Below are 26,191 nucleotides of genomic sequence, written 5' to 3' on the forward strand. Positions count from 1 at the left end.
ACGAGCGCGTCATCCACGCCTGGTCCGATCAGTTCTGCCATATCCAGGTTCTACGAGATCCGAGGACGTGCCATGCCGCTATCCCAGCCCACCCGGCTCAGCATCATCGCAGCACTCGCCACCACCCTCATGGTGAATGCCCCGCAGGCCTCCGCAGCGACCCCGGAGCTCCGGGTGCTGACCTACAACACCTTCCTGATGAGCAAGAACCTGTTTCCGAACTGGGGTCAGGACCACCGCGCGGCAGAGATCCCGAAGACCGCCTTCTTCAAGGGCAACGACGTGGTCGTGCTGCAGGAGATGTTCGACAACGAGGCCTCCGACGCACTGAAGGCCAAAGCCAAAGCCGAATACCCGCACCAGACACCGGTTGTCGGCCGCGCGAAGGAAGGCTGGGACGCCACCGGCGGCAAGTACAGCTCGGGTACGCCGGAGGACGGCGGCGTCACCATCCTCAGCAAGTGGCCCATCATCCGCCAGGAGCAGTTCATCTTCGCCAACGCCTGCGGCGCCGACTGGTGGGCGAACAAGGGGATCGCCTACGCGGTGCTCTCGGTCAACGGCAGCAAGGTGCACGTGGTCGGCACGCACAGCCAATCGACCGACCCCGGCTGCGCGGACGGTGAGGCCGCGAAGGATCGCGCCTTGCAGTTCAAGGAGATCGACGCGTTCCTCACCGCGAAGAAGATTCCCGCGACCGAGCAGGTGCTGCTGGCCGGCGATCTGAACGTGGACTCGCACAGCGCCGAATACGCGTCGATGCTGGCCGACGCCCGGCTCGAGCCCGCGACCGCCCGCACCGGACACCCGTTCTCCTTCGACACCAAGGAGAACTCGATCGCGAACTACCGCTACCCCAGCGACCCGCGGGAGGATCTCGACTACGTCCTGCACCGCAAAGGCCACACCAAGCCGACGAGCTGGCAGAACCACGTGGTCAAGGAGTCCGCTCCCGCGTGGACGGTCACCAGTCAGGGCACCTCGTACACCTACACCAACCTGTCCGACCACTACCCGGTGACCGCGGGCGCCTGATCCGCTCAGCGGACCGTGCCCGCCCCGCGGACCACGCTGGGCGGGCACGGCCGCCGCAGGTAGCACCCCAGTTTCGGCGCATCGCTGGCAATGCAGCGGCGGCGAGTGAAAGTTATTGCCACAGAACCGTGATCGCGCGGCAGTCCCGGTCCTATGATCGCCACACAGTGAGAGTGGAGATCGCCGCATGACCGCAGTTGCCGCCGCCGGTACCACCGGATATTCCCGCGTCATCGCGCCACCGGGGTGGAGCCGCTGGCTGGTTCCGCCCGCCGCGCTGTCCATTCACCTCGCCATCGGACAGGCCTACGCGTGGAGCGTGTTCAAGCCGCCGCTGGAAAATTCGATGCACATCTCGGGGACCGGCAGCGCGCTGCCCTTCCAGATCGCCATCGTCATGCTCGGACTGTCCGCAGCCTTCGGCGGCACGCTCGTCGAACGCCGGGGCCCGCGCTGGGCGATGACCGTCTCGCTGCTCTGCTTCTGCTCCGGCCTGCTCATCTCGGCCCTCGGCGCGTTCGCTAATGCCTACTGGCTCATCGTCTTCGGCTACGGGTTCGTCGGCGGGATCGGGCTCGGCATCGGCTACATCTCCCCCGTCTCCACGCTGATCCGCTGGTTCCCCGATCGACCGGGCATGGCCACCGGCTTCGCGATCATGGGCTTCGGCGGCGGCGCGCTGATCGCGTCACCGTGGACGACCCAGCTGCTCACCACCTTCGGCCGAGACAACGTCGGCATCGCCGAGACCTTTCTGGTCATGGGCCTGACCTACGCGGTGTTCATGTCGGTGGGTGTGCTGCTCGTGCGGGTGCCGCCGCCGGGGTGGCGGCCGGCGGGCTGGGTGCCGCAGGAGAAACCGGCCAAGCTGATCAGCCTGCACGACGTCGCGGCCAACGACGCGATCCGCACGCCGCAGTTCTGGCTGCTGTGGATCGTGTTGTGCTGCAACGTCACCGCGGGCATCGGCATCCTGGAGAAGGCCGCGCCGATGGTGATCGACTTCTTCGCACAGACCGCGACCCCGGTGACGGCGGTGGCCGCCGCAGGCTTCGTCGCGGTGCTGTCCGCGGCCAATATGGCGGGGCGGATCGGCTGGTCGTCGCTGTCCGATGTGATCGGGCGCAAGAACGTCTACCGGATCTACCTGGGTGTCGGTGCGCTCGCCTACGCGGTAGTGTGGTCGGTCGGGCAGACCAACAAGGCGCTGTTCATTCTCGGCGCGATGGTGATCCTGTCCTTCTACGGCGGTGGATTCGCGACGATACCGGCGTATCTCAAGGACCTGTTCGGGACCTACCAGGTCGGCGCGATCCATGGCCGGCTGCTGACAGCATGGTCGGTGGCCGGTGTGGCCGGGCCGTTGATCGTCAATGCCATCGCGGATTCCGGTGCGGGGCACGGAAAGTCCGGGCCGGAACTGTACGGCGCCTCGTTCGCCGTCATGATCACGCTGCTCTGCGCAGGCTTCGTCGCCAACGAGCTGATTCGCCCGGTCGCCGCGAAACATCACCGGCCGACCGCCGCACCGGACGTCCGCACCGAGGGGAGCCCGGCATGACCGAACCCGGCACCGCCGAAACCGCTGCACCGCGGCGCATTCCGCTACTGGTCTTCGCCTGGCTGTGGGTCGCCGCGCCCTTCGGCTACGGCGTCTACCGCCTGATCGTCAACCTGCTCAAGCTGTTCCAGTAGCGCGATCAGAGGTTCGTGTCACCGGTGTAGATCTGCGTCGGGTGCAAGCCCCAAGACCTGGCGACCTTCTTCGCCAGGTCGGCCAATTCCGCTGCGGTGTGCGCCATCTCCGGTTTCAGTGCCTCCAACGCCCAGTGCATGGTGCCGCCGGATTCGGAGAGCCAGGTCGCCAGCGCAACCGGCTGGCGTTCGGTGCGCGGCACGTCGATGCCCTGCACCACGGCCCGCTTCATATGCAGCGACGGCGCGAACTCGGCGAGCTGCGGCGCGACGAAAGCGTCCAGAACTCCCATGTTGGAACACATTCCGACGGTGATCGGCACCGTTTCCAGCAGCCGGTGCACGACGCTGTCGGGCAGCACGTCGAGGAGATCGGGCGGCATCCGACGCGGCTGCGACAGCACGCCGGAACCGACCGTCGCCACGGCCGCGAACGCCGCCTTGCTCACCGCGCGCAGTGTGGTCAGGTCGTGGCCGTCCAGCCATTCCCGCTGCACCACGATCGGCACTCTGGTGAAGGAGTTCGAATCCGGTTGATCGGTTTCCCGCAGGATCCGCACGGCGGGGGTCAGGACCGGCGGAATGTTGTCGATCAGCGGGCAACGCCGGAGCAGGTCGGCGGTCAGCGCGCAATACAGCGTGTTGGTCGTGCCGCCGTCGCGTTGAGCCGCCGACTTCCATTGCGCCGCATCGAAAGTGAGCACCGCCGACTGTTCTCGCCACCCGCGCGGGTCAGGCTCGGGCTCCGGCGCGCGGGAGAACAGTGCCGCGCGCAAGGCCGCGCGGTGCGCCGGATCGTGCGAGGCCCGCCGCAGCTCCGTAACCGCCTGGCGCGCAACGGCGATGCCGCGATGAGCACCGTCGGCGAGTTCGCGCCACCGGCTTACCTCGGCGGCGAGGCCGTCTTGCGTGGCGAGCCCCGGATCGACCAGCCCGGCCTCGGCCATCAGTCCCGCGTGACCGTCCGCGACGGCATGCGACTTGGTCAGGCAGACGATCATGCCGCCCGAGGTGGTCGGCACGGCCGACAATCGCCATCCGAATCCGGCATCGGGCGCGAGCGGGTACTGAGCCTGATCATTGGCCCAGGTCAACGCGTCGGTCTCGGCGATCGGGCCGGGGTCCACCGCGAGCGGCAGTGCGGTGTCGGCGGGCACCCAGCGCGCACGCGCGAACGGCACCGCCGAGCGATGCACCCGGCGCGCCAGCGGCCCGGCCTTCAGTAGGGCGTGCATCGCGTTCAGTTCATCGAGTCCGGGACGGCGTCCCAGGATTGTCAGCGTCTGGGTGACCACCGGCAGTCCGTAGCCGTGGTGCAGCCGCAGGAAGGCCTTGTCGGTGAGGTTGACATACACCGGGCTGGCCGACGGGCGCGCATGGAATCGATCGGTGCTGTCCCGATCAGCCCGGAAGCCGCGAGTGATGGTTGCCATGAACGCTCCTGTGCGACAGACCGCGCGATCGATAGAGTCCGCCGCCGTCGCCGATATAGAGAATTTCGGGCGATATGCCCACAGAGCGGATTCGGCGCGAGTGCACCGAACGAATTCGCATCCGACACGGATTGTCACTCCGCCGGATTGGAGAGCCGAGCTCCCGGCGAAGGCAAGCATTCCTTCGCCTACGTAAGAGTAACCACCGAGCGCGGATGTCGACGATCACCGCGACATCAAAATGCCGTTAAATCCACTGCCCCACCTGCTCGGAACCATCGACACGGTCCCCATCCGCCGCCCACACGGTTGTTTCGAGACGCCGCCGCCGGGTATCTGCCCGACGTTCGGTTCGACGGAGATGAGGGAATCTGATGAGTGGGTTGTCAGCTGGTACGGACAGGACCCGCGGTGGAGGGGCATGGTCGGGGACTTCGTCCGCCAACGCCAGCCGGATCGCACAGCACCCGATGTTCGAGCGGTTTGCTCGCGCGGGTTTCGTGATGACGGGCATCGTGCACCTGATCATCGGCTATATCGCCATCCGCATCGCGCTGGGCGGGCGGGGCGGCAATGCCGATCACTCCGGCGCCATGGCCGAATTGGTCAGCAAGCCGGGTGGCGTTTTCGTCATGTGGGTGGCGGTTGTCGCGTTTGTGCTGATGGCCTTGTGGCGACTGGCCGAGACGGTCTTCGGTAGCGCATCGAAACCCGATAAGGACAGCAAGAAATCCGAAGCGTTCCGCCGGGTCAAAGCCTTTGCCCTGGCGGTGATCTATGCGTCGTTCGCGTTCTCGGCGTTCGGATTCGCCCGTGGCGCAGGCAAGTCCAGCGGTCAAGAGAGTGCCGGAATCACCGCGCGACTCATGCAGAACACCGCGGGCACGGTAGCGCTGGTCGTCGCCGGGCTGATCATCATCGGCGTCGGCGGATACCACGTCTACAAGGGCATCAGCCAGAAATTCCTGAAAGACCTGAAGGGCAACACCAGTGATCTGGTGCGCAGGCTCGGCATGGCAGGCTACCTCGCGAAGGGTCTCGCGGTCGGCGCCATCGGCGTGCTGGTCATCCTTGCCGCGACCCGGTCCGAGCCGGATAAGGCCGCCGGGCTCGACGGCGCACTGAAAACCCTTGGCGCACAACCTTATGGCGTGATCCTGCTGATCGTGGCCGGCCTCGGCATCATCACCTACGGCCTCTACAGCTTCGTCATGGCCCGCTACGCCAAGATGTAGCGGCCGGGTGGTGGGGCAAGATCGAGGCCATGGGCCCCACCACCGGACCGCCGGTTCCCGAGACCGTGGCCGACTTCCGCGCTCTCGCGCGCACCAGGCTGCGCGAATTTCCGCACACCGAAGTTCCCGACACACCGGGTATCCGCCGGGCCGCGGTGCTGCTGTGCGTCGTCGCCCAGGACGACGGCACACCGGCGGTGGTCGTCATCCGCCGCGCCTACCGTGGCCGCAACGCCGGGCAATGGGGGTTACCCGGGGGTCGGCTGGACGCGGGCGAGACCGCCGAGCAAGCTGTATTGCGTGAGCTACACGAGGAACTCGGCTTGAGCGCCGCCCCGGCCGATCTGGTCGGCCGACTCGACGACTTTCCCGCGGCATCGGGCTTCGTGATCACCCCGTTCGTCGCGGCGCTACCTGGGGCCGCCGAGCTGAAGCCGAGCCCCGACGAGGTGCACTCCGCGCACCTGGTTCCGCTCGCGCGGCTGGCCGCCGACGATGTACCGCACTGGGTTGCCCCGCACGAGGCGGTGCCGCAACCCGAACTCCGCGGCCGGACCGCGCCGCCGGTCCCCGAAGACGTTGGCCTGCTCCAGATGCGGCTCGGCGGCGACATGACCATCCACGCCCCGACGGGCGCGATGCTGTGGCAGTTCCGCGAGGTCGTGCTGCTCGGCCGCGACCACGCGGGCGCCCGGGTCGCGCACTTCACCCAACCGGACTGGACCCAGCAGTGAGCACACCACGACCGGCAGACTTGCTCTGTTCACTCCATTGGCATATGGTCCCGCGCTCGTGAGGCCTAGTGCGGTAATCGCATCGCGAACAGATGTACTCAAGTGGGGGTTGATTACCGCGGCGGGGGTGATCGCCGGATACGTGGCGGTCCTGCTTGCGGACGCCCGGCACTATTACACCGACGACACCGAAGCCCAGTACGCCCCGATGTGGGTGATGCTCGGCAACCGGCTGCGCGACGGTCAGTTCTCCGCCCTTGTGCCCTACGAGTGGATGGCGGGCAACTACGCGCTCGAGGAGGCCGGGCTCTACAACCCGCCCCAGCTGCTGGTCCATCTGCTCGCGCCGTCGATGGACAACCTCGCGGTGTACGCCACGGTGGTGAAGCTGGTCTGTTCGATCATCGCCGCGCTCGGCGTGTACCGGGTCTGCCTGGCCTACGGCGCGCGCACACCGTGGGCCGCGGTCGCGGGCATCGCCTTCCCGTTGAGCGGTTGGTTCCTGTTCTTCGACGAGGCCAGCTGGTGGACCTCGCACACCGCCACCGCGTGGCTGGTGCACGCGTGGGCGTCCTCGGTGCGCTACACCCGCGGGCGCGGCAGCCCGATCTCGGTGTTCGTCTTCCTGTATCTGGCGCTCACGGTCCAATACGCCTTCCCCGCGGTCGAATCCGCGTTGATGGTGGTCTGCGTCGCCGTCGGTGAGTTCATCTATCAGCGGCGCTGGCAGCCCTCGGCCCGACTACTCGCGGCGGCGAGCTGCGCGGCACTCGCGGCCATGGTCGCCAACCTGCCCGGCATTCTCTCCTCGCAGGTGACCTGGCGGGGCAACGCGAAGATTCACAACGATCCGTTCCTGACGGTGCCGTGGTCGGAGTCGCTCAACGCCAGCCTGCCCAGCACGACGCCCGCGTTCACCGCCTGGTGGGGGCATGTCCAGCCGCTGCCGATGGTCTACATCGCCTGGTTCCTGATTCCGGCGCTGGCCTTCGTCGGCTGGCAGGCGGCCCGCAAGTCGGTCCGGGAGTTCAGCAGTATCGCGTTGTTCGCGGCGGCGGTGCTGATGTGGACCGCGGGGCCGGGTGCGATCGGCCCGCTGCGCTGGCCGGCCCGCGTGCTGCCGATCCTCGCCATGGCGCTGCTCGTGCTGGTGTGCGTATTGCTCAGCCGCTACGGCACTTTCACCTCGCTGCGCAGGCGGGCCATCGCCGCGGGCGTGTTGATCGGCGTGCTGTTCCTGCGCTCGTTCTCGGCGGCCCCGCAGATCGTGGTGCGCCACCTCGTCGCGGTGGCGGTGGTCGCCGCGATCGGTGCCGTGGTGGTGTGGCTGGCCCGGACCAAGGGCATAACGGCGGCGTGCGCGCTGATCATCGTCACCATGTTCCCGATCGCCTTCGCCCAGGTGCAGGCCGCGCCGCCGACGCCGATGTCCTATGACTTCCCGGAACGGCGGTCGGAGATGACCGCGGTCTTCCCCGATTTCGCCGGTGTCACCCTGCAACTCGCGGACCGGGCGATCCTTGCGCCGCAGGACAAGACCCTCGAAGGTGCTTACGGGTCGCTCGCCATCGGCAACTACGCCAAGAATTTGGGGTTGCAGTACGTCAACGGCTACACCCCCATCGGCCATTACCCATTCGCGGGCATGCTGTGCATGGCCTGGGACGGCAGCACCTGCACCGACGCGTTCCGCCGGGCCTTCGCCGCCGAACCATCCACGGGGCGCACGATTGTCGACCTGATGAAGGTCGACCGAGTCGTGCTGCACACAGCGCAATATCCCGACGCGGGCAACCACCCGGCGCCGCCCGGCTGGAAGTGGGTGAGCTACCCCGGCCACGAGCGCTACATCTGGGTGCTGGAACGGGAGAACGGGCCGATCTCCACCGTCAACGGGGCGATCGCCGATACCGCGAATGTCAGCGCCACGGCCACCTCGGGTGACTCGGTCACGATCGACGCAAAGGTCACCGCACCGAACGGCGGACGCATCGTGTTCTCCCGGCTCGCCTGGCCCGGTTACCGAATCACTCTGAACGGCAAGGAGATACCGTCGACCACGGTGGCGAGCACCTTCCTCGCCGTCGACATCCCGGCAGGCACCGACCGCGCCGATCTGAGGGCTACCTGGCGCCCGCCGGGCTGGCAGGTCGGCATCGGCACCGCTGTTGCCGGTGTCGTCGGAATCGCCGTGTTGCAGTGGGCATTTCTGCGACAGCGCAGGCAGGGCTCGGAAGTTCCCGCAGAGGACGAGCAGCCGACGGAAGAAGCAGCCGGACCGGATCCGGCCGACCGCCAGGAAGCGACCCCGTCCTTGACGTCCAGCGTCTGACCCGCGCCGGGTTGCCGGTGTCGAAGCTCGGACGGATGGGACTTCGACACCGGGCCTAGTCGTCCAGGAAGGTCGCCGCGTTCCGGCGCCGACGGTCCACGCTCACCGTGAACACGTCGGGCCGGGCGTAATGGCCGGTGGGGTCGAAGTTCTGGCGTTCCCGCGCGACCGCGGCCGGATCGATGTCGGCGATGACGAGCCGTTCGTCGCCGGCTACCGGCTCGATCAGCCAGCGGCCGTCCGGGCCTGCCAGGGCGGAGCCGCCGTCGTACCCCGCGGGCGTGTCCAGTGCGAGCAGCTCGTCGCGCAGCGGGAAGTCCGACGGCACATCGGTGTAGTCGAGGACGGCGCCGACGGCCAGGGAGTACACCCGGCCCTCCTTGGCGATGAACCGGGTGATGTCCTCGGTGTTGCGGACCGCGCCCGGCCAGGTGGAGATGTGCAGGGTGGCGCCGTCGGCATACAGCGCGTGCCTGGCCTGCGGCATCCAGTTCTCCCAGCAGGACAGTCCGCTGACCCGGAACTCGCCGACGTCGTGCGCGCGCAACCCGTGCCCGTCGCCGATCCCCCAGACCATCCGCTCCTCGTGGGTCGGCATCAGCTTGCGATGCGCGCCGACCACGCCGCGGGCCGGGTCGATGGCGACCAGCGTGCAGTACACCGTGCCGCGAACACGCTCGGTGATGCCGAGGTAGCAGAACACGCCGAGGTCGGCGACCGCCTCACGCACAGTGGCGAGATGCGTGCCGTCCAAGGTGACCGCCGCGTCCAAATAGTGGGCGTAGGCGGCTTTTTGGGCCGGGTTGTCGAACCGTGCCCCACCGGTGTCCGCCAGCCAGATCGGGTAGCCGGAGAGAAAGGTCTCCGGGAAGGCGACGAGCTGCACCCCGGCCGCGGCGGCCTGGGTCAGATAGTCGACGACGATCTTCGTGCCTGCCGTGGGGTCGAGCCAGGCAGGACGGGCCTGGGCCGCAGCGATCCGCATGGCACGATGCTAGCGAAACTGCCCGATACGCAAGGGCTTTGCCGTCGCACCCGGTGGTTCAGTTGGCGTGTCCGATCTGGGTGTTCATCCAGTCACCGAGCCACTGGATGGCGTTGCGACCCGTGTCGTCGACGATGAGGGCGCCGTAGTTGATGTGCGCGCTCGAGGCGAAAAAGCTTGCGGCGCTGAGGCCGTCGCGCAGCATTGTGAGCAGGCTGATGCCGCCCTTGGCCGGTGCGGTCTTGGCGAGGGCTCCGGTCAGCTCCTCGAGGTCGAGGCGCTGAGTGTTGTCGCCGGTATTGGTTTCGGCGAGCAATCCGGTGGCGACCGAGGCCAGCTCGAGACCCACCGGCAGCAGGCCGGACAGCACGGCCGCCGCGCCCGCCGGGTCGGGGGCCTGCCCGGGCGGCGGGACCAGCTTCTCCAGCACCGTCCACGCGATTTCCTGGATCTGGCCGACCAGGGTGGCCAGCCGCAGGACGTCAGCCTTGGACAGGATCGCGGTCATCGACGTCGCGATCTGGGTGTAGCCCTGCGAGTTCGGGATCGTGGAGAGCACCTGCGCGACGGCTTTCAGGTCGGCGCTCGCGACGAGTTCGACCAGCGGCCGGAACTGGTTGTTCAGCGCACCGGCGACCTGGTGGGCGCCCTTGGCATCCATCGCCGCCACCCTCTGCGACAGCAACGCGAGGTTGTCGAGGATCGCGCGGAAGTCGAAGGCGGTGACGTTGGCGACGACATCGAGGGTCTGATCGACAAGCACGGTGGGTTTCAGCATCGCCAGGATCTTCGTGGCCGATCCGAGGATGGCCGCCGGAATCTCGGCCAGCGGTCCCACCAGGTCGATGAGTGCGTCGACCTTGATCGTCAGTGCGGTGGCATCGGGTGAGTCCGCTGGGACTGTGCGAATACCCCTGTTCAGCAAGGCAGTCGCGCTGTCGGTGATGGTGTTCACCGCCGACGCGGCACCGGCCAGATCGGCCTCCCCCGCCTTGCTCAGCACCCGGCTCGCGTTGTGCTCGGCCGTACCGGCGGGGGCGGCGGCCAGTCGCTCGGCGGTCCCCGAGTCTTGCAGACCGGCGAGCGTTTCGATGGTGTCGGTCAACTTGGCGGCGGTGTCGCGGACGTGCGTCAGGTCGAGGCCGCCGGGAGCATGACGGCTGGTGGTCAGCTCGTCGACGGCGGTGGCCAGGCCGGAGAGGTCGATCTTGGTGTCCTTCACTGCCAACGTCTTCGCGAAGCCGGAGTTGCTGGCGGCCTTGCTCAGCAGCGAGCCGAGCCGCGCGAGCAGCGGGTTGTCGCTCTTCTTGATCGAGCAGTACAGATCGCCGGGGTCGCAGATCGAGCTGACTCGCCCGGTGAGCTTGCCCATGCCATGCGGGCGCGGATCGGCGATACCCGAGCCCGCGGTGTGCGGGCCGATGGCGGTTTCGCCCTTGGTACCCGAAGCCGGATCGGCGATGAGCCCGACGGCCAGCACTCGCTCGGGTGGCACGGGGCCGCGATCGTTGCCGATCTCGGAGGCGACATCACCCGCGGCGTCCGCGCCCTGGCTATAGCCGGTGATCGTGAATTTTGCCTCTGGACAACGGTTTCCGTAGTCGCGCAGCGCCTTGCGGGCGTTGACCAACGCGGTGTTCTTGCTGTCGGCGTAGGTGTAACCATTGTCGAAGGCGCGCGCCATGTAGGGCGTGAAGTAGATGTCGGAGCTGGGGCCCTGCCGGTGTTGGATCGCCTCGGCGATCGGGCGGAGCATGCCGATCGGCTTTGCGGGGTCGGCCTTTTCGTTGGTCTCCCAGGTGCCGGGGATGAACAGATTGAAGGTCTGCGCGCAGTCGGCCTGCGCGGACCGCGCGAGAGCCGGGGCGGCGACGGTAACGGGCGCGACGGCCACCCCCATGGCCACCAGCACTGCCACCGCATAACGATGGGACAAAGGCAGGACAGACATGTGAACCTCACTACCGAGCTCGGTGGGTCGCTCATCGCCGAACGTCAGAGTCGGCCGACTCGACCTGAGAACAACTGGGGAATCAGGCGAGGAGGTATCGCGAATTTATCGAGGGAGCGGTTTACGCGTATTCAGCGCGGCGACCGTTGGCGCCGCGCTGAATATCGTGCATCCGTGTCAGGACAAATTACCGACAAGCAAGCTGAGCAGTTTGAGGCTCACTTTGAGCAAATCCAGTCCGGTGCCGAGTGACCCGGTCGAGGATCCGCCGCCGCTGAGCGATTCCGAGCCCTCACTGGACCCGGAACCAGCGGCGATGAAGTTAACGGTATCCATAACGCTGACGAGAGTCGACATGTCTCAAACCGCCTGTCTTGTAACGGTATTGCACCGAACAGCACCTGAGCTCAGGTCCCGTGATTATTGATGTTGGCAGCAACCAGATTCCACTGGGATCGCCGCCGCGTCCAGCTGCTCAACTGGGGAAGTTGTGCCGCAGTGGCCTATTCCAGCGAATGTCGGTGGCAGACCGGCAGGTTCTCTGGTCTCCCCACTGTGACTGGGGAGCTGGGGGCAGGTCTTTACGTGATTGCCGCGCACGGGTTGCAACGCACCGGAGCTCGGATTGCGAACAGCGCAATATCAGTTGCGCCACTTGCGGACTGAAGTGACGTGGGACATTCTGGCCCGACGCGGGATCTGCCGCGGCACGGAAGGAGAAAACGGTGCGCAATGGTGAGTTCGAACGGCGGCGTTTGCTCGGCCTGCTCGGTGGCGCGGTGGGCGTCGGCGTCGCAGTGACGACCGGGGCGATCCAGCCCGCGCTGGCGGGTGCGGCGAGCGGGACGCGCGCGTTCGTGGGCTGCTATACCTCCAGTGGCGCAGGGGGTTCCGGCGTCGGCGTCGCCACTGCGGATCCCGGCACCGGTCGGCTGACGGTGGAAAGCGTTGTCCGGGTAGCAGACCCGTCCTTTCTGGCGCTGTCGCCCGACCGGCGTTACCTGTACGCGGTGAACGAAGGCTCGGGGGCCGGTACGGCCACCGCGATCGACCTGCGCTCACCGCGGCCCACGGTGTTGAATACCGTTGCGGTGCAAGGCGAGGGGCCGACCCACCTGTGCGTCACCCCGGACGGTCGGCACGTACTGACCGCGAACTACGGATCGGGCAGCGTCAGCGTGCTCGCCGTCGCCGCGGACGGTCGCCTCGGCACGGTGACCGACGTCGCCCAACACACCGGCACCGGACCGGATCCGGATCGGCAGTCCGCACCACACGCCCACCAGGTTTCGATCGATCCCTCCGGCCGCTGGGTGCTCGCAGTGGACCTGGGAGTCGACTCGGTCTACGTCTACCGTCTCGCCGCGGGCAAACTGCACCGGCACGCGCAGGTCGCCATGGCGCCGGGCAGCGGACCACGCCACCTCTGCTTCCACCCCAACGGCCGCACCGCCTTCCTCGCCAACGAACTGAATTCCACTGTCACCGTGCTGGATTGGCAGTCCGAGCGCGGCGAATTGCGAGCCGGGCTCTCAGTGCCCGCGGATCTCGATCGCGGCGGCGACCGAAACTACCCGTCCGCCCCCGTGGTCGCCAAGGACGGCCGCTTCCTCTACCTCGCCAACCGCGGCCACGACAACATCGCGACCTTCGCCATCCTCGGCGGTCTGCTCGTCCCGATGGGCACCACCCCCTGCGGCGGAAAGTTCCCCCGCGACCTCACCCTCAGCCCCGACGGCCGGCGGCTCTACGCCTCCAACCAGAAGTCGAACTCGGTGACCTTGCTGAACCTCCACCGCAACACCGGCCTCCCCGCCGCACCGTCAGCCTCGCTGGACGCCCCCGCCGCCACCTGCGTGCTTTTCGAATAGCACATACCCGAACTCCGCATGCCCGGTGCACGGTCTCTGTATCAAAAACAAGTCTTGCCATAATTAGTTTTCGAGACGACCGCGAATTGCGACATCTCGCACCAAAACCCGGCGCGTATGCCGTGAACCTACTTACCCTGGGTAAGTCTCTTAGCTAGAGTGCCGACTGAAAGTCAGTCGAATACCCAGGGATTGGTGGTCATGCGAGCCAAGGTGTCATTCACGTCTGCCGGAGTGCGGTGCAGGGGCTATCTCTACCTGCCCGATGCTTCCGCCCCCGTGCCGTGTGTCGTGCTCTGCCACGGATACAGCGGAACGATGGACCGCCTCTTCGACTATGCCGAGCGGTTCGTCGCCGCAGGTTTCGCGGCTCTGGTGTTCGACTACCGAGGTTTCGGCGAGAGCGACGGCGAGCCGCGCCAACTGCCCGAGATCAACGGCCAACTCCTCGATATCGCCGCCGCCGTCGATTTCGCGCGCGGACACCCAGGTGTCGACCCAGCCGGCGTGCTGCTGTGGGGCAACTCGCTCGGCGGTGCGCACGTAATCACCGTGGCCGCAGACGATTCCGGTATCGCGGCGGTGGTGGCGCAGATCCCGTTCAACGGATTCCCGAAGAAGGTCGAGGGCCGATCGACGGGCGCCACGGTGAAACTGCTGGCCGCTATCCTCTGGGATGCGCTGCGGGGCGCCCTGGGCTCGACCCCCTACTACATCCCCATGGTGGGCCACCCAGGCGAACTGGCCGTCGCCGCAAGTGCTGAAGCCGATCAGCATATCCAGGCTTTGGCCGGTGACCGGAACACGCTGTGGCGCAATACCGTAGCCCCAAGGGGGCTGCTGCGGATGATGCGCTATCGCCCCTCCGAGGCCGCGGCGCGGCTGGCGTGTCCGCTACTGGTGTGCGTCGCCGAACACGATCGAGAAACACCGCTGGAGTCCGGCCGAGAGCTGGCCGAGCGCGCACCACGAGGCGAGCTGTCGGTCTACCCGGGCACCCACTTCACCTTTTACACCGACCCGGGCTTCCGCGACCGTGTGGTCGCCGACCAGATCGACTTCTATCGCCGGAGCACGGCAGCGGTATGAGACGCAATGGTGTTCCGGCGCCTAGCCCTCTCGGTGGCCGTACTGCTGGGCATGCTCGGGGGCTGGCCACGAACCTGCCGACGCGCTGGTCGCCCGGATTCCGTACACCACGGCGACAAGCCGAGTCTCCGGAACGGGTCGTGTCTGGAAACAGATCTCGAAAAACTCTAGTTCTTGAGAATCCGGTACATGGTTGCCCTCGACACTTTGAACCGGGCGGCGATCTCCTCGACGCCGATGCCGTCGGCGACCAGAGCGCGTGCCTGGCCGATCTCCTCGGCGGACAGCTTCGCGCGCCGCCCGCCGTTGCGCCCTCTGGCTCGTCCCCGCGGCCGGGGCTCGACCGGCTCGCCCAGCAGCGCTCGCGCGCCGTCGAGGATCAGTCGCCGCAATACCTCGGCCGGTTCGTCGCGGAACAACACCACCGGATCGGCCAGACCGGCGACCACCTGGGCAGCGCGCACCCGCTCCTCGAGCCCGCTGCCCGGGCCGGCAACCAGTTCGTTGGCCAGGGCGATAGCCGCACGAAAACGGTCGGCAATAGGCGCTTGGACCAGCAAGGTCATGTCCCGGACCAGCATGGTGAGGGTGTGCCGATGGCGCAGATGCACATCGACATAACCTTCGATCGCCCGCCGGCGCACTTCCGCGACGCTCGGCGCCGACTCGGCGGCGGCCAAAACCGCATCCAGCTCGTCGAGCAACGGCACCGTGAGCTGATGCAGAATCGCATCCTTGGCATCGAAGTGATAGTAGAGCGCGGCCTTGGTGATGCCCACCTCATCGGCGATGGCCTGCATGGGCGTGGCCCGGTAGCCGCGAGCGGCGAACAGCCTCCGCGCTGCCGTCAAGATCCGTTCCGGTGTCGTCAATCTGTCTTCATTCTCGAGCTCCGGCAGTTCGGCCATCTCGCTGGCGAGACCCGAGAATACTTCCGCTACACGCGGGAAGTGAACCGCAGCCATGCGTTTCACGCTAGACCGCCGTGGCGACGCCGACTACCAGCGCAACTGGGTGAATCGCAGGAGATTTCCTGAGGGGTCGAAGAAGGCGCAGTCGCGGGTGCCGTCGGGTTTGTTCATCGGCTCTTGGACCACTTCTGCGCCTGCGGCTTCCAGATGCTCGAAGGTGGCGGCACAGCTGTCGGTCGCGAAGACCAGACGCTGGCCGAGCACACCTTTGCTCATCAGGTCCGCGATCGTCTGCCGGTCTGCCCGGGCGATATGCGGGTCCGCACCGGGTGCATGGAGAACGATCCGCATGCTCGGCTGCGACGGTGGGCCGACGCTCGCCCACTGTTCGTGCAGAGCTTCGATGTCGTCGCGTAGGACGAAGCCGAGCACCCCGCAGTAGAAGTCGAGCGCTTCGTCCAGATCGTGGACAGCGAGGGTGCATGCCTCGACTCCTGCTATCTGGGCAGAGCCACTCATTGCCGTTCCTGGTTGTCGGCGGGCAATAGAACAATGTCGAGGTCGTACACCTCGGTGTCGACGGTGATAGCGGTGATCTTCCCGGCGCTGACGGTGAACATGATGACGGCCTTCGGCCGCCCGCGATGCCACCAGACGGCCGCAGGCACACCGTCGACCAGAGCAAGCCGGGCAGCCTGCGCCCGCCCGGCGAAGAACGCCGCCACCGCCTGCGCGCCGTGGATCTCGAGCGCAACCGCATTCGGATCGAGCAGTGCCAGCAGGGCGTCGAAGTCGCCGCCGCGGGAGGCGGCCAGGAAGGCTTCGACGATCTCCCGCTTCGCCGATCGGGCGGCGTCGGTGGCGCTCGCCGCGCCCTGCACTCGGCGTCGAGCCCGGCTGGCGAGTTGCCGAGTCGCGGCCGAAGAGCGGTCGAGGATGGTGCCGATCTCGGCGAACGAGACGCCGAAGACGTCGTGCAGGACGAAGGCGAGCCGTTCGGCGGGCGTCAGCGTGTCCAGCACGACCAGCAACGCGACGCCCACTGAATCGGCCAGCAACGCTTCGTCTTCCGGCGAGGCCGTGCGCAGCCCATCCGGCTCCGGCGGCAGCGCGCCTGCCGAATCCTCCCGCCGGGCGCGGCGGGCCTCGAGCATGTTCAGGCAGACCCGGGCCACGATCGTGGTGAGCCAACCGGCCAGGTTTTCCACCGGCCCGGTGTCGGCGCGGCTGACCCGCAGCCACGCTTCCTGCACCGCGTCCTCGGCTGCTCCGGGCGAGCCGAGCATCCGGTATGCCACCGCATGCAAGTGGCTTCGATGCTCGGCGAACCGCTCGCTCAGCCAGTCTTGCTCGTCCATCTGTCACATTCCTTCGTCTCGGCCTGTCATACCCATTGACCGGCGAAAGGCCGCTGATGTGACATCCGGGCTCGTCCGGGCATCCGACCTGCCGGTTCCGACAGCACAAACACCTCGAAAAAGATGGAGATGCACCATGGAAGCGCGCGCGAGCTCGATACTGCTGAGCGTCCGGGATATGGAGCGGGCCAAGCGGTTCTACACCGACGGGCTGGGCTGGAAGATAAAGAACGACTACGGCGTCTCGGTGTTCTTCGACGCCGATGGCGCCACTCCCATCGGCTTCTACGGCCGGGACGGCTTGGCCGAGCAGGTGGGCGTCAGCCCGGAGGGTGACGGCTTCAGCGGGCTGGTCCTGACCTATGTCGTGCGCAGCGAGGCACGGGTGGACGAGCTCACCGCGGAGGCCGAGAAGGCAGGCGCCACCATCCTCATGCCCGCCGGTGCGCTGCCGTGGGGCGGATACGGCGCCACGTTCGCCGACCCGGACGGATACATCTGGGGCATCCGCTACAGCGCCCAAGGAAAGGATCAGCCCTACGCGGAGTAGCGCATTACGACCGGCGCCCCATCCGTCCCCAGTTGTGCGCCAGTCGAAATGACCGCGCGAGTGTGGTTCTACTTGATCATGCAACGCACACCTCGGCGTGCGACACGATCGGCCGCAGCCGTGTCGGAGTAGTAACCGATATTCGGCCCCGGTGCCATCGTCCGCACCGGGGCCGAAGCGCGCCTTCGACAGGCTTATTTTGTTGCGCCCCAACACTTTTCCGCACCTGTAGTTGCGAGTTCAAGTGAATTGTCGATGAATCTGATTGCCGCCCAACGCATTTCGCTCCGCAGCGGCAGGCGTCGAGCTATACATGAAAGGCATCTCATGCTCATTCGCGCGTGAAAGGTTCCCGAAGTGCGCAGAATCACGCATATCACCCTGGGATTGCTGGTAGTAGCCGGCAGTCTCGTCGCTACCCCCAACTCCTGGGCCGAGCCGGAGTCCGGTCGGCTCACCGATCTCAGCGGCATCGCTGACGACGGCACCACAACCACGTTGCGCTCCGGCGCGGCCGCGGTCCGGGTCAGCTTCCCCAACCCCGGCGCGGTGCGCGTGCAACTGGCGCCCGACGGACAGTTCACCGATCCGGCCAAGGACAAGATCGTCCTGCCGACCAAGGTCGCACCCGCCACCGCGAAACGGACCGACAAGGGCGACTACTGGGCCATCGCCACCACCGATCTCACCCTGCGCGCCTACAAATCTCCGCTGCGCTTCGCCCTGTACGACCGCGCCGACACGAAACAGATCTGGGCCGAGACCGCCCCGCTGTCCTGGACCAAGGACGCGACAACACAAAGCCTCGGCCGTGGTCAGCACGAACAGTTCTTCGGCGGCGGTGAGCAGAACGGCCGGTTCAGCCATCGCGACCAGACCATCAAGATCTTCGCCGACTACAACTGGAACGACGGCGGCGCGCCGAACTCCCAGCCGTTCTACCTGTCCAGCAACGGATACGGCGTGCTGCGCAATACCTTCGCACCGGGCAGCTACAGCTTCACCGATCCGGCGCGCACCACCCATCAGGAACGCCGCTTCGACGCGATCTACGTCGTCGGCGACGGCCCCAAGGGCGTGATCTCCGCCTACACCGGGCTGGTCGGCAGGCCGTTCCTGCCGCCGATCTACGGCCTGGAGATGGGCGACTCCGATTGCTACCTGCACAACGCCAATCGCGGCGAGCGGCACACCCTCGACGCGGTCGCCATTGCCGAGGGGTATGTGCGCAATAAGATGCCGAACGGCTGGATGCTGGTCAACGACGGCTACGGCTGCGGGTACGAGAATCTGCAACAGGTCGGCGAGGGGCTGCGCAAGAACAACATGCAGCTCGGCCTGTGGACCGAGGACGGACTGCCACATCAGGCCGAGGAGGTCAAAGCCGGTGTGCGGGTACGCAAGCTGGACGTGGCCTGGGTCGGTCCCGGCTACCAGTTCGCGCTGGACGGCTGCGACACCGCGCACCGCGGCATCGAGGAGAACAGCGATGCCCGTGGTTTCGTCTGGACCCCGGTGAGCTGGGCGGGCGCGCAACGATGTGCGGTGCTCTGGAGCGGCGACCAGGCCGGGTCCTACGACTACATCCGCTGGCAGATCCCCACCTACGCGGGTTCGACGATGTCCGGCATCGCTTACAACACCGGTGACGTCGACGGCATCTTCGGCGGCAGTCCGAAGACCTACACCCGCGACCTGCAGTGGAAGGCCTTCCTGCCCACCATCATGTCGATGGACGGCTGGGCGCCCAATGACAAGCAGCCGTGGCGCTACGGCGAGCCCTACACCTCGATCAACCGAAAGTACTTGGAGCTCAAGGAAAGACTGCTGCCCTACACCTATTCCTATGCGGTGGAGGCGAATCGCACCGGAGTAGGCCAGGTCCGGCCGCTCGCACTGGAGTACCCGAACGATCCCGAGACCTGGGGCGACAAGGCCCGGTACGAATTCCTTTCCGGGAAAGACTTTCTCGTCGCGCCGGTGTACAACGACGCCGAGCAGCGGGATGGCATCTACCTGCCGGAGGGCACCTGGATCGACTACTGGACCGGCCGTTCCTGGACCGGGCCGACCACGGTGAACGGCTATCGCGCTCCGCTGGACACCCTTCCGCTGTTCGTGCGGGCCGGCGCGGTGGTGCCGATGTGGCCGGAGGGCACTCAGTCGTGGCGGACCCGCGACCGCAGCGTGCTGAATCTGGACGTCTACCCGCAGGCCGCGGGCAACTTCACGCTGGTGGAGGACGACGGGGTGACCCGGGGTTATCAGCGCGGCGAACAAGCGTCGCAGAACTTCGCGGTGCGCTCGCTCGCGCCGGGCGCTGTCGAGGTGACCATCGGTGCCAGCACGGGAACGTATCCGGGCAAACCGGCGGACCGTCGCTATGAACTCACGGTGCACACCAAGTCCGCGCCGAAGGCCGCGCACACGTCGGCGGGTGCGCTGCCGCAGCGGACCAGTCGTGCGGACCTGGATCGAGCACCGAACGGCTGGTGGTTCGACCCGAACGATCGCGGCGGCGTCGTGCACGTCAAAACCGATCCGGTGGCGGCAGCGAACAGCCTGTCGGTGGCGCTCTGGTGATCGCGGCCGGCGACCGCTGACCTGGCGGCTTGCCATTGAATACGGCGCACGCAGCGCCCCTTCGACGGCCGATTCGGCACCGAATCGGCCGTCGTCGCGGCGGTGGGCAGCGAATTCGCTGGGTGCGGGTTGTCGGCGGGGGTGGTTAACTCCTCAGCGGATCGTCGTGTTCGAAGGGAGTAGGGGTAGGCGTGGTGCAGCAGCTCGGAGTGAACGAGTCGTTCGCTGACTACCTCATCGAGGGTGTGCTCGGACGGGGTGGGATGGGCACCGTCTATTTGGCGCAGCACCCTCGGCTACCCCGGCAGGTCGCACTCAAGCTGCTCAACCGGGAGGTCTCCGCCGATCCGGAACTGCGGCGGCGGTTCGAGCAGGAAGCCAATGTGGTTGCGCGGCTGGATCATCCGGGTATCGTCGGCATTCACGATCGGGGCACGCACGACGGGCACCTGTGGATTGCCATGCAATATATTCACGGGTCCGACGCCGCCAGGTTGACGCCGCGGGAGGTGCCGATCGATCGCGCCTTGCGGATCGTCGCGGAGACCGGTGCTGCGCTGGACTACGCGCACAGCCGCGGCGTGCTGCACCGGGACATCAAACCGGCGAATATCTTGCTGGCCGCTCCGGACACCGGTCGCGCGGAACGCGCGGTGCTCACCGATTTCGGCATCGCCCGGCTGCTCGACTCCAATACCCAGCTCACCTCGAGCGGCACCTTCCATGCCACGCTCGCCTACGCCTCCCCGGAACAGCTCTCCGGCGAAAAGGTTGATCACCGTTCGGATCAGTATTCGCTCGCTTGCACGCTGTTCACGCTGCTGGCGGGACATCCGCCCTTCGCGGCGACCAATCCCGGCCAGGTCGTCGCCGGGCACATCAGCAAACCGGTGCCGCGACTGAGCGCCGTTCGCCCCGACGCGCCGCCGATGCTGGACGAGGTGATTTTCCGGGCGATGGCCAAGCGGCCCGAGGAACGATTCGGCAGCTGCCGGGAGTTCACCTCGGCGGCGTGGGAGGCCCGGCACGGCCGACCGGCCCCCGCTCGAACCGCCGTGGCACCCGTTCGGGTGGCGGCGACCGCGGTCAATCAGCAGGGTCAGAGCCAGTCCCCGCACGGTCGAGACCAGTCGCCACGCGGTCAAGGCCAATCGACGCACGGTCAAGGCCAGTCGCCGCACGGTCAGGGTCAGTCGACGCACGGTCAGGCGCCGCACGGTCAGAGCCAGGCGACGGCGACACCGGTTGCCGCCCATACTCCTGCACCCATGCGTGCGCCACAGACCGATCGGCGCACGCCCAGCGGCCGGGGCACCGCGCTCGCAGCCTGTGTGCTCGCGCTCCTCTTCGGTTGCTGGGCCGCCTGGGTCGTGGCCTATCCGCGGGCACACGTCGTCCGCGTGGTCCTCCGATATCGGGACCTCGACATCGCCCCGTATGCCGCAGGGGGTGCCGCGGCCGCGGGTGCGGCATTCCTACTCATCGGCGGCGCGGTTCTCCTGTTGGCCCGCAAGCGATTCGGTCGCGCCATGGTGGTTTTGGGAAGTGCGGGCTTTCTCGTGAGTTTGGTTCCCGTGAGATTCCACTACGACAGCCCGGACGGCACCACCGGGCTGTCGATGGTCGCGGGATTGGTGTTGCTGGTGCTCACGCTGCTGTTGACCCTGTCCACGCCGACGGCCCGCTGGTTGCGGGGCGGCGGCTCGACGCACCGGTAAGCCTTGGTATCGGCAATACGACGCGACTCGGGCCTAATTGCCGAACCATCCGGCGCACAACAGAACTCGGGAACCCGCCTACTCATTCCGGGCCCACGCAACCCTGCTTCGTGCTAAATTCTTAGCGTGTCTAATATAAGTCGCCGCAATCCTCTCATTTCGGTGGCCGCATTGGGACTTATCGCGGCCCTCACCGCAACAGCCTGTAACTCCGATTCTCCGAAGAGCGATTCGAGCTCGTCATCCGCCTCGTCGAGCGTTACGACGCAGGACAATACGAAACTCTTCCACGACATCTACAAGCAATTGGTGGAAACCGATACCACGCACTCCACCGGCAGCACGACGGTGGCCGCGAACGCCGTCAAGCAACGGCTGCTCGACGCGGGCTTCGCCGAATCCGATATCCAGATCTTCGAGCCGGTGCAGCGCAAGGGCAACCTGGTGCTCCGATTCACCGGATCGGGGCAGCGTAAACCGTTGCTGCTCTTGGGACATCTCGATGTCGTCGAAGCCAAACGGGAAGACGGCTGGACCACCGATCCGGCCAAGCTGACCGAGGTCGACGGCTTCTACGCCGCCCGCGGATCGATCGATGACAAGGCGATGGTGTCCGCCCTCATCTCCGACCTGATCCAAATGAAGCGCGAAGGGTTCAAGCCCAATCGCGACATCGTGCTCGCTTTGACCGCCGACGAAGAGGCCGGAAAAGACAACGGCGCAAAATGGTTGATGGAGAACAAAGCCGACCTGATGAGCGCCGAGTACGGCCTCAATGAAGGCGGCCGGGCACTACTCGTCGACGGAAAGCCCGCGCTGCAAGGCGTGCAGGTGGCCGAAAAGACCTACGCCACTTATCAGGTAGAGGCCAAGGCACCCGGCGGGCACAGTTCGGTGCCGACGCCGGAGAATGCCATTTATACCCTGATGTCCGCATTGAATCGTCTTGCTGCGTATCGCTTCCCAGCCTCGATCAGTGACCCGACCCGGGACAATTTCCGCGCGCTCGCGGCCCAGCGCAGCGGGCAGGAAGCCGAAGACATGCGTGCGGTCGCCGCGGGCAATCCCAGTCCGGAAGCGTTGGATCGACTCTCGGCGACACCCGACTACAACGCCCAGCTGCGCACCACCTGCGTGGCCACCATGCTGGCGGCCGGCGAAGCCGAGAATGCGCTGCCGCAAACGGCGAAGGCCACCGTCAACTGCCGAATCCTGCCGCAGGACAACCCCGACGACATCGACAAGCAGTTCCGGGCGGCACTCGCCGAGCCCAAGTTGACCATCACCCCCAAAGTGGATCCGGCAGGCGGTATCTCGCCGACCAACGGTGAGGTCATGTCCGCCATCACGTCGCTGACGAAAGAAATGTTCCCCACCGCCGCAGTGAGCTCCTTCATGTCCACCGGAGCCACCGACAGCAAATACGCTCGCAGCAAAGGGATTCCGATGTACGGGATCAGCGGACTGTTCATGGTGCCCGCCGACGCCGGTCGCATCCACGGCGTGAACGAACGAGCGCCGATCGCCGGCCTCGAGGCCAGTCGCGAGTTCCTCTACCGGCTGATCAAGCAACTCTCCCAGTAGGTCTCGACCGGACGCGCCGCCGATCGAACGCGGCGCGTCCCACTACTCCCGCGCGCCGAGCGCATCGAGTTCGGTCCGCAGGTCCACGACCTCGGCCGCGAGTTCGTCGCGCAACTGCTCCCGCTCCGCCAGGCTGGCGCGCATGCTGTCGATGGTGTCGTTCATCGCGGCCAGCTTCAGATCGGCTCCGGTCAGCCGCCATTCGACGACGGCACGGCGGTCCACGTCCTCGCTCGCGGATCGGACCCACTCCACCACGTAGTCGAGCCAATCGGGCTGCTTGGGCATCTCCTCGGTGTCGTCCCAGCCGCGCCGGATCGAGGGCTTCGACGAGAGCACCCGCTCGCCGGCCTGCCCCGCCGCGGGCGCGTTCATCTGCACCAGGCTGATTTTTCCGGCGCTCGTCACGACGACGGTGAGCCGATAACGCCCGGCCAGGTGCATCTTCAGCTCCGCCGCGCCGCGCCCGTCGGCGTCCATCGCGCCGAGCCACGGGCCGTCCGCCGCGGTGATGATCGATTCGAGCACGCCGAGCTGCCCGACGGCGCGGCGCACCCGCGTGGCGTGCTCGTGCAGCTCGTCGGGCGTGGCGGTCATCTGGTCCCAGTGCATCGCACCTACTTCCTCGTCGACCGGCTCCCAGGGGCAGGAACATCTACGAACGTACATTCGCCGACCACGGAACCGTGGCATACGGGCACTGCGGCGGGCGTCCGGCGCACTTGACTTGGAGTGCACTCCAGGTCGTAGCGTGAGGGATCCGCGTTGCCGACTTACGAGGGGATCGTGCCATGGAGCTCGGTTTTCATCTTCCGATATTCGACATCGACGGGGGCACCCCCGCGATCGCCGGCGAACTCGCCAGGGTCGGCGCCGCGGCGGAGGCGTCCGGTGCGACCTGGTTGTCCTTTATGGACCACTACTTTCAGATCGAGCCGACCGGCCTGCCCGCCGAGTCGAACATGCTCGAGGGGTACACCACGCTCGGCTACCTGGCCGCCCACACCTCCCGCATCGAGCTCGGCCTGCTGGTCACCGGCGTGACCTATCGGCACCCCGGCCTGCTCGCCAAGATCGTCACCACGCTCGATGTGCTCTCCGGTGGCCGGGCCACGCTCGGTATCGGCGCCGCCTGGTTCGAGCGCGAACACCACGGACTCGGCGTGCCGTACCCGCCGATCGCCGAGCGGTTCGAGCGGCTGGAGGAGGCACTGCGCATTTGTCGGCAGATGTGGGATCCCGCGAACAACGGGCCGTTCGACGGCAAGCACTACCAACTGGCCGAGACGCTCTGCTCGCCGCAGCCGATCAACCAGCCCAAGGTGCTCATCGGCGGTGGCGGCGAGCGCAAGACCCTGCGCCTGGTCGCCCAGTACGGCGACGCCTGCAACCTTTTCGCCTCCTCCCCCGCGGACGTCGCGCACAAGCTCGACGTACTGCGCCGCCACTGCGACGATGTCGGCCGCGACTACAACCAGATCCGCATCACCCTGCTGGCCAACAACCCCCGTCCGAGCCCGGACACTCGCGACGACTTCGTCCGCGCCATGGCCGACTACGCCGCCCTCGGCGCGCACACCGTCATCGTCACCCCCACCACCGGCTCCCCCGCCGCCTGGATCGACGGCATGGCACCCGCAGTCCCCCAGCTCGCCGAACTCGGCTGATAAACGTTGATCGCCGAACAGGGTGGAAGGAACCCTGTTCGGCGATCGAGTCGGGGTACCGGCTACCAGCCACCGGCCAGTGCCCCGAGGCCTTCGCCCGCACCGGCGAGTCCGCCCAAGGCATCGCCGAGTCCGCCGAACGCATCGCCGGCCTCACCGAGGCCGCCGAGGAGGTCACCGAAGCCGCCGAAGGCGTCGCCGCCGCCGGTCAGGGCGTCGAGGCCATCCCCTGTCGGTGCGTCGAATCCGTTGCTCCACGGGTCGAACGACGAATCTCCGCCGTCTTTCGAGAACCAGTCGAAGCCATCGGAAGCGCCGTCACCGGCCCCCTCGCCCGCATCGTCGGAGAAGATGTCGCTCCAGGAATCCTCGGGGGAATCGCCTGCGCCGTAAGCGGGTTCGTCCGAATCTTCCGCCCAGGGGTCCTCGGACGAGTCTCCCCCGTCATCGGACGAGTCGTCGCCCCAAGAGTCCTCGGACGAATCACCTCCGCTATCCGAAGACTCGTCCGCACCGTCGCCCCAGGGATCCTCAGCCGAATCGCCTGCCTCGTCAGAGGATTCGTCCGAACCGTCGGACCAGGGGTCCTCGGACGAATCATCTTCACCTTCCGAGGGGACCTCGGAACCGTCGTCCGAAGGTTCCTCGGACGAATCACCCTCACCATCAGAAGATTCGTCCGAACCATCGCCCCAGGGATCCTCGGACGAGTCGCCCTCGCCGTCCGAGGGGACCTCCTCCGAAGGTTGCTCGGAAGTGTCGTCTCCGCCATCGGAAGGCTTGTCGCCTCCGTCGGACGGCTTGTCCTCGCCACCGCCGTCGGACGGCTTGTCCGCACCGCCACCGTCGGACGGCTTGTCCTTGCCGCCTCCGTCGGAAGGCTTATCTTTGCCACCATCTTCGGAGGGCTTGTCCTTATCACCACCGGACGGCTTGTCCTTGTCTTTCTCCTTACCCTTGTCTTTCTCCTTGTCTTTCTCCTTGTCCTTGTCCTTCTCTTTATCCTTGTCTTTGTCCTTGTCGGACTCACTGGACGCACCGAAATCCTGGGTCCAGTAAGGGGTTCCGTCTCCGCTCTTGGCGTAGCCGACCCCGATGTCCTTCAACCCGCAGTTCAGGATGTTCGCGCGATGACCCTCGCTGTTCATCCAGGCATCGACGACCTCGGACGCACTCGTCTGCCCCTCGGCGATGTTCTCTGCCCAGGTCTGCGCCTTGTAGCCCGCCGCGGTGATCCGGTCGCCCGGGTCGCCCTTCGACGAGTTGTGGTCCAGGTTTCCGCTGGCCGCCATGTCTTTGGTGTGGGCCTGCGCGGCTTCGGTGAGGTGCTTGTCGGACTTCAAAGCAGAGCAGCCGGCTTTGGTGCGTGCAGCGTTGGTCAGGCTGATCACCTCATCGGCGGGCGCGTCGGGGCCCGCCGAGGCCGAAGGAGCTCCAGCAATAGTCACAGCGAAAGCTGA

Annotated in this window: 22 protein-coding genes; 13 read left to right on the top strand and 9 right to left on the bottom strand. The window is 66.8% G+C overall.

Annotation, left to right across the window (positions count from 1 at the left end):
• Positions 1 to 72 precede the first annotated feature (72 nt).
• The 3 genes from sph (at position 73) to DMB37_RS40485 (ending at position 2,730) form a co-directional block, all read left to right on the top strand.
• Positions 73 to 1,035, top strand: coding sequence for a sphingomyelin phosphodiesterase (sph, locus tag DMB37_RS12040; RefSeq protein WP_135232771.1), 963 nt, complete (start codon positions 73 to 75; stop codon positions 1,033 to 1,035).
• Between the two features lie 187 nt (positions 1,036 to 1,222).
• The gene (locus tag DMB37_RS12045) at positions 1,223 to 2,596 is read left to right on the top strand and encodes an OFA family MFS transporter (protein ID WP_135232772.1); all 1,374 of its coding nucleotides are present in this window, start codon (positions 1,223 to 1,225) and stop codon (positions 2,594 to 2,596) included.
• Positions 2,593 to 2,730: a hypothetical protein gene (locus tag DMB37_RS40485; protein ID WP_167768820.1), complete on the top strand. Its 138-nt coding sequence runs from the start codon at positions 2,593 to 2,595 to the stop codon at positions 2,728 to 2,730. Before DMB37_RS12045 ends, DMB37_RS40485 begins: the two co-directional genes overlap by 4 nt.
• A gap of 5 nt (positions 2,731 to 2,735) precedes the next feature.
• Here the strand turns inward: DMB37_RS40485 and DMB37_RS12050 are convergent, their stop codons facing one another.
• A complete protein-coding gene (locus DMB37_RS12050; protein ID WP_135232773.1) occupies positions 2,736 to 4,163 on the bottom strand; it encodes a hypothetical protein in 1,428 nt (475 codons plus the stop codon).
• Positions 4,164 to 4,633: 470 nt separating this feature from the next.
• Between DMB37_RS12050 and DMB37_RS12055 the strand changes: the two genes are divergently transcribed.
• From DMB37_RS12055 to DMB37_RS12065, 3 genes are all read left to right on the top strand, one after another.
• Entirely contained in the window at positions 4,634 to 5,398 is a 765-nt protein-coding gene (locus DMB37_RS12055) for a DUF1206 domain-containing protein (protein WP_240772356.1), read from the top strand.
• Between the two features lie 29 nt (positions 5,399 to 5,427).
• Positions 5,428 to 6,132, top strand: coding sequence for a CoA pyrophosphatase (locus tag DMB37_RS12060; protein WP_135232775.1), 705 nt, complete (start codon positions 5,428 to 5,430; stop codon positions 6,130 to 6,132).
• Between the two features lie 109 nt (positions 6,133 to 6,241).
• Entirely contained in the window at positions 6,242 to 8,464 is a 2,223-nt protein-coding gene (locus DMB37_RS12065; RefSeq protein ID WP_240772357.1) for a hypothetical protein, read from the top strand.
• A gap of 55 nt (positions 8,465 to 8,519) precedes the next feature.
• Here the strand turns inward: DMB37_RS12065 and DMB37_RS12070 are convergent, their stop codons facing one another.
• The 3 genes from DMB37_RS12070 to DMB37_RS12080 form a co-directional block, all read right to left on the bottom strand.
• Positions 8,520 to 9,449: a carbon-nitrogen hydrolase family protein gene (locus DMB37_RS12070; RefSeq protein ID WP_135232776.1), complete on the bottom strand. Its 930-nt coding sequence runs from the start codon at positions 9,447 to 9,449 to the stop codon at positions 8,520 to 8,522.
• A gap of 58 nt (positions 9,450 to 9,507) precedes the next feature.
• On the bottom strand, positions 9,508 to 11,367 hold the full coding sequence (locus tag DMB37_RS12075; protein WP_370465366.1) for a cutinase family protein: 1,860 nt from the start codon (positions 11,365 to 11,367) through the stop codon (positions 9,508 to 9,510).
• 210 nt (positions 11,368 to 11,577) lie between these two features.
• The gene (locus tag DMB37_RS12080) at positions 11,578 to 11,757 is read right to left on the bottom strand and encodes a hypothetical protein (protein ID WP_135232778.1); all 180 of its coding nucleotides are present in this window, start codon (positions 11,755 to 11,757) and stop codon (positions 11,578 to 11,580) included.
• A gap of 368 nt (positions 11,758 to 12,125) precedes the next feature.
• Here DMB37_RS12080 and DMB37_RS12085 point away from each other — a divergent pair, with 368 nt between their 5' ends.
• Together DMB37_RS12085 and DMB37_RS12090 are read left to right on the top strand one after the other, a co-directional pair.
• A complete protein-coding gene (locus DMB37_RS12085; protein ID WP_206055233.1) occupies positions 12,126 to 13,271 on the top strand; it encodes a lactonase family protein in 1,146 nt (381 codons plus the stop codon).
• A gap of 201 nt (positions 13,272 to 13,472) precedes the next feature.
• The gene (locus DMB37_RS12090; RefSeq protein ID WP_135232779.1) at positions 13,473 to 14,360 is read left to right on the top strand and encodes an alpha/beta hydrolase; all 888 of its coding nucleotides are present in this window, start codon (positions 13,473 to 13,475) and stop codon (positions 14,358 to 14,360) included.
• Positions 14,361 to 14,527: 167 nt separating this feature from the next.
• Here DMB37_RS12090 and DMB37_RS12095 read toward each other — a convergent pair whose 3' ends face one another.
• Genes DMB37_RS12095 through DMB37_RS12105 form a run of 3 tightly spaced genes read right to left on the bottom strand, consistent with a single transcriptional unit; the run spans position 14,528 to position 16,629 of the window.
• A complete protein-coding gene (locus DMB37_RS12095; protein ID WP_240772519.1) occupies positions 14,528 to 15,325 on the bottom strand; it encodes a TetR family transcriptional regulator in 798 nt (265 codons plus the stop codon).
• 33 nt (positions 15,326 to 15,358) lie between these two features.
• Positions 15,359 to 15,790: a VOC family protein gene (locus DMB37_RS12100; protein ID WP_135232781.1), complete on the bottom strand. Its 432-nt coding sequence runs from the start codon at positions 15,788 to 15,790 to the stop codon at positions 15,359 to 15,361.
• Positions 15,787 to 16,629: a sigma-70 family RNA polymerase sigma factor gene (locus tag DMB37_RS12105; RefSeq protein ID WP_135232782.1), complete on the bottom strand. Its 843-nt coding sequence runs from the start codon at positions 16,627 to 16,629 to the stop codon at positions 15,787 to 15,789. Before DMB37_RS12105 ends, DMB37_RS12100 begins: the two co-directional genes overlap by 4 nt.
• 136 nt (positions 16,630 to 16,765) lie before the next feature.
• On the opposite strand from DMB37_RS12105, the gene DMB37_RS12110 reads away from it, so the two are divergent.
• The 4 genes from DMB37_RS12110 (at position 16,766) to DMB37_RS12125 (ending at position 23,064) form a co-directional block, all read left to right on the top strand.
• Complete coding sequence (locus tag DMB37_RS12110; RefSeq protein WP_135232783.1) at positions 16,766 to 17,179, top strand: VOC family protein; 414 nt, start codon at positions 16,766 to 16,768, stop codon at positions 17,177 to 17,179.
• 357 nt (positions 17,180 to 17,536) lie between these two features.
• On the top strand, positions 17,537 to 19,762 hold the full coding sequence (locus tag DMB37_RS12115; protein ID WP_206055234.1) for a TIM-barrel domain-containing protein: 2,226 nt from the start codon (positions 17,537 to 17,539) through the stop codon (positions 19,760 to 19,762).
• A 191-nt stretch (positions 19,763 to 19,953) separates the two neighbouring features.
• Positions 19,954 to 21,480: a serine/threonine-protein kinase gene (locus DMB37_RS12120; protein ID WP_240772358.1), complete on the top strand. Its 1,527-nt coding sequence runs from the start codon at positions 19,954 to 19,956 to the stop codon at positions 21,478 to 21,480.
• Positions 21,481 to 21,642: 162 nt separating this feature from the next.
• Positions 21,643 to 23,064, top strand: coding sequence for a M20/M25/M40 family metallo-hydrolase (locus tag DMB37_RS12125; protein WP_135237521.1), 1,422 nt, complete (start codon positions 21,643 to 21,645; stop codon positions 23,062 to 23,064).
• Positions 23,065 to 23,106: 42 nt separating this feature from the next.
• Here the strand turns inward: DMB37_RS12125 and DMB37_RS12130 are convergent, their stop codons facing one another.
• Positions 23,107 to 23,676: a hypothetical protein gene (locus DMB37_RS12130; RefSeq protein WP_135232784.1), complete on the bottom strand. Its 570-nt coding sequence runs from the start codon at positions 23,674 to 23,676 to the stop codon at positions 23,107 to 23,109.
• A gap of 179 nt (positions 23,677 to 23,855) precedes the next feature.
• On the opposite strand from DMB37_RS12130, the gene DMB37_RS12135 reads away from it, so the two are divergent.
• Complete coding sequence (locus DMB37_RS12135) at positions 23,856 to 24,731, top strand: LLM class F420-dependent oxidoreductase (protein ID WP_135232785.1); 876 nt, start codon at positions 23,856 to 23,858, stop codon at positions 24,729 to 24,731.
• Positions 24,732 to 24,793: 62 nt separating this feature from the next.
• On the opposite strand, the gene DMB37_RS12140 is transcribed toward DMB37_RS12135, so the two are convergent.
• Entirely contained in the window at positions 24,794 to 26,122 is a 1,329-nt protein-coding gene (locus DMB37_RS12140; RefSeq protein WP_206055235.1) for a CAP domain-containing protein, read from the bottom strand.
• Positions 26,123 to 26,191 lie beyond the last annotated feature (69 nt).

Source organism: Nocardia sp. CS682 (assembly GCF_004634405.1).
Classification (GTDB): domain Bacteria; phylum Actinomycetota; class Actinomycetes; order Mycobacteriales; family Mycobacteriaceae; genus Nocardia; species Nocardia ninae.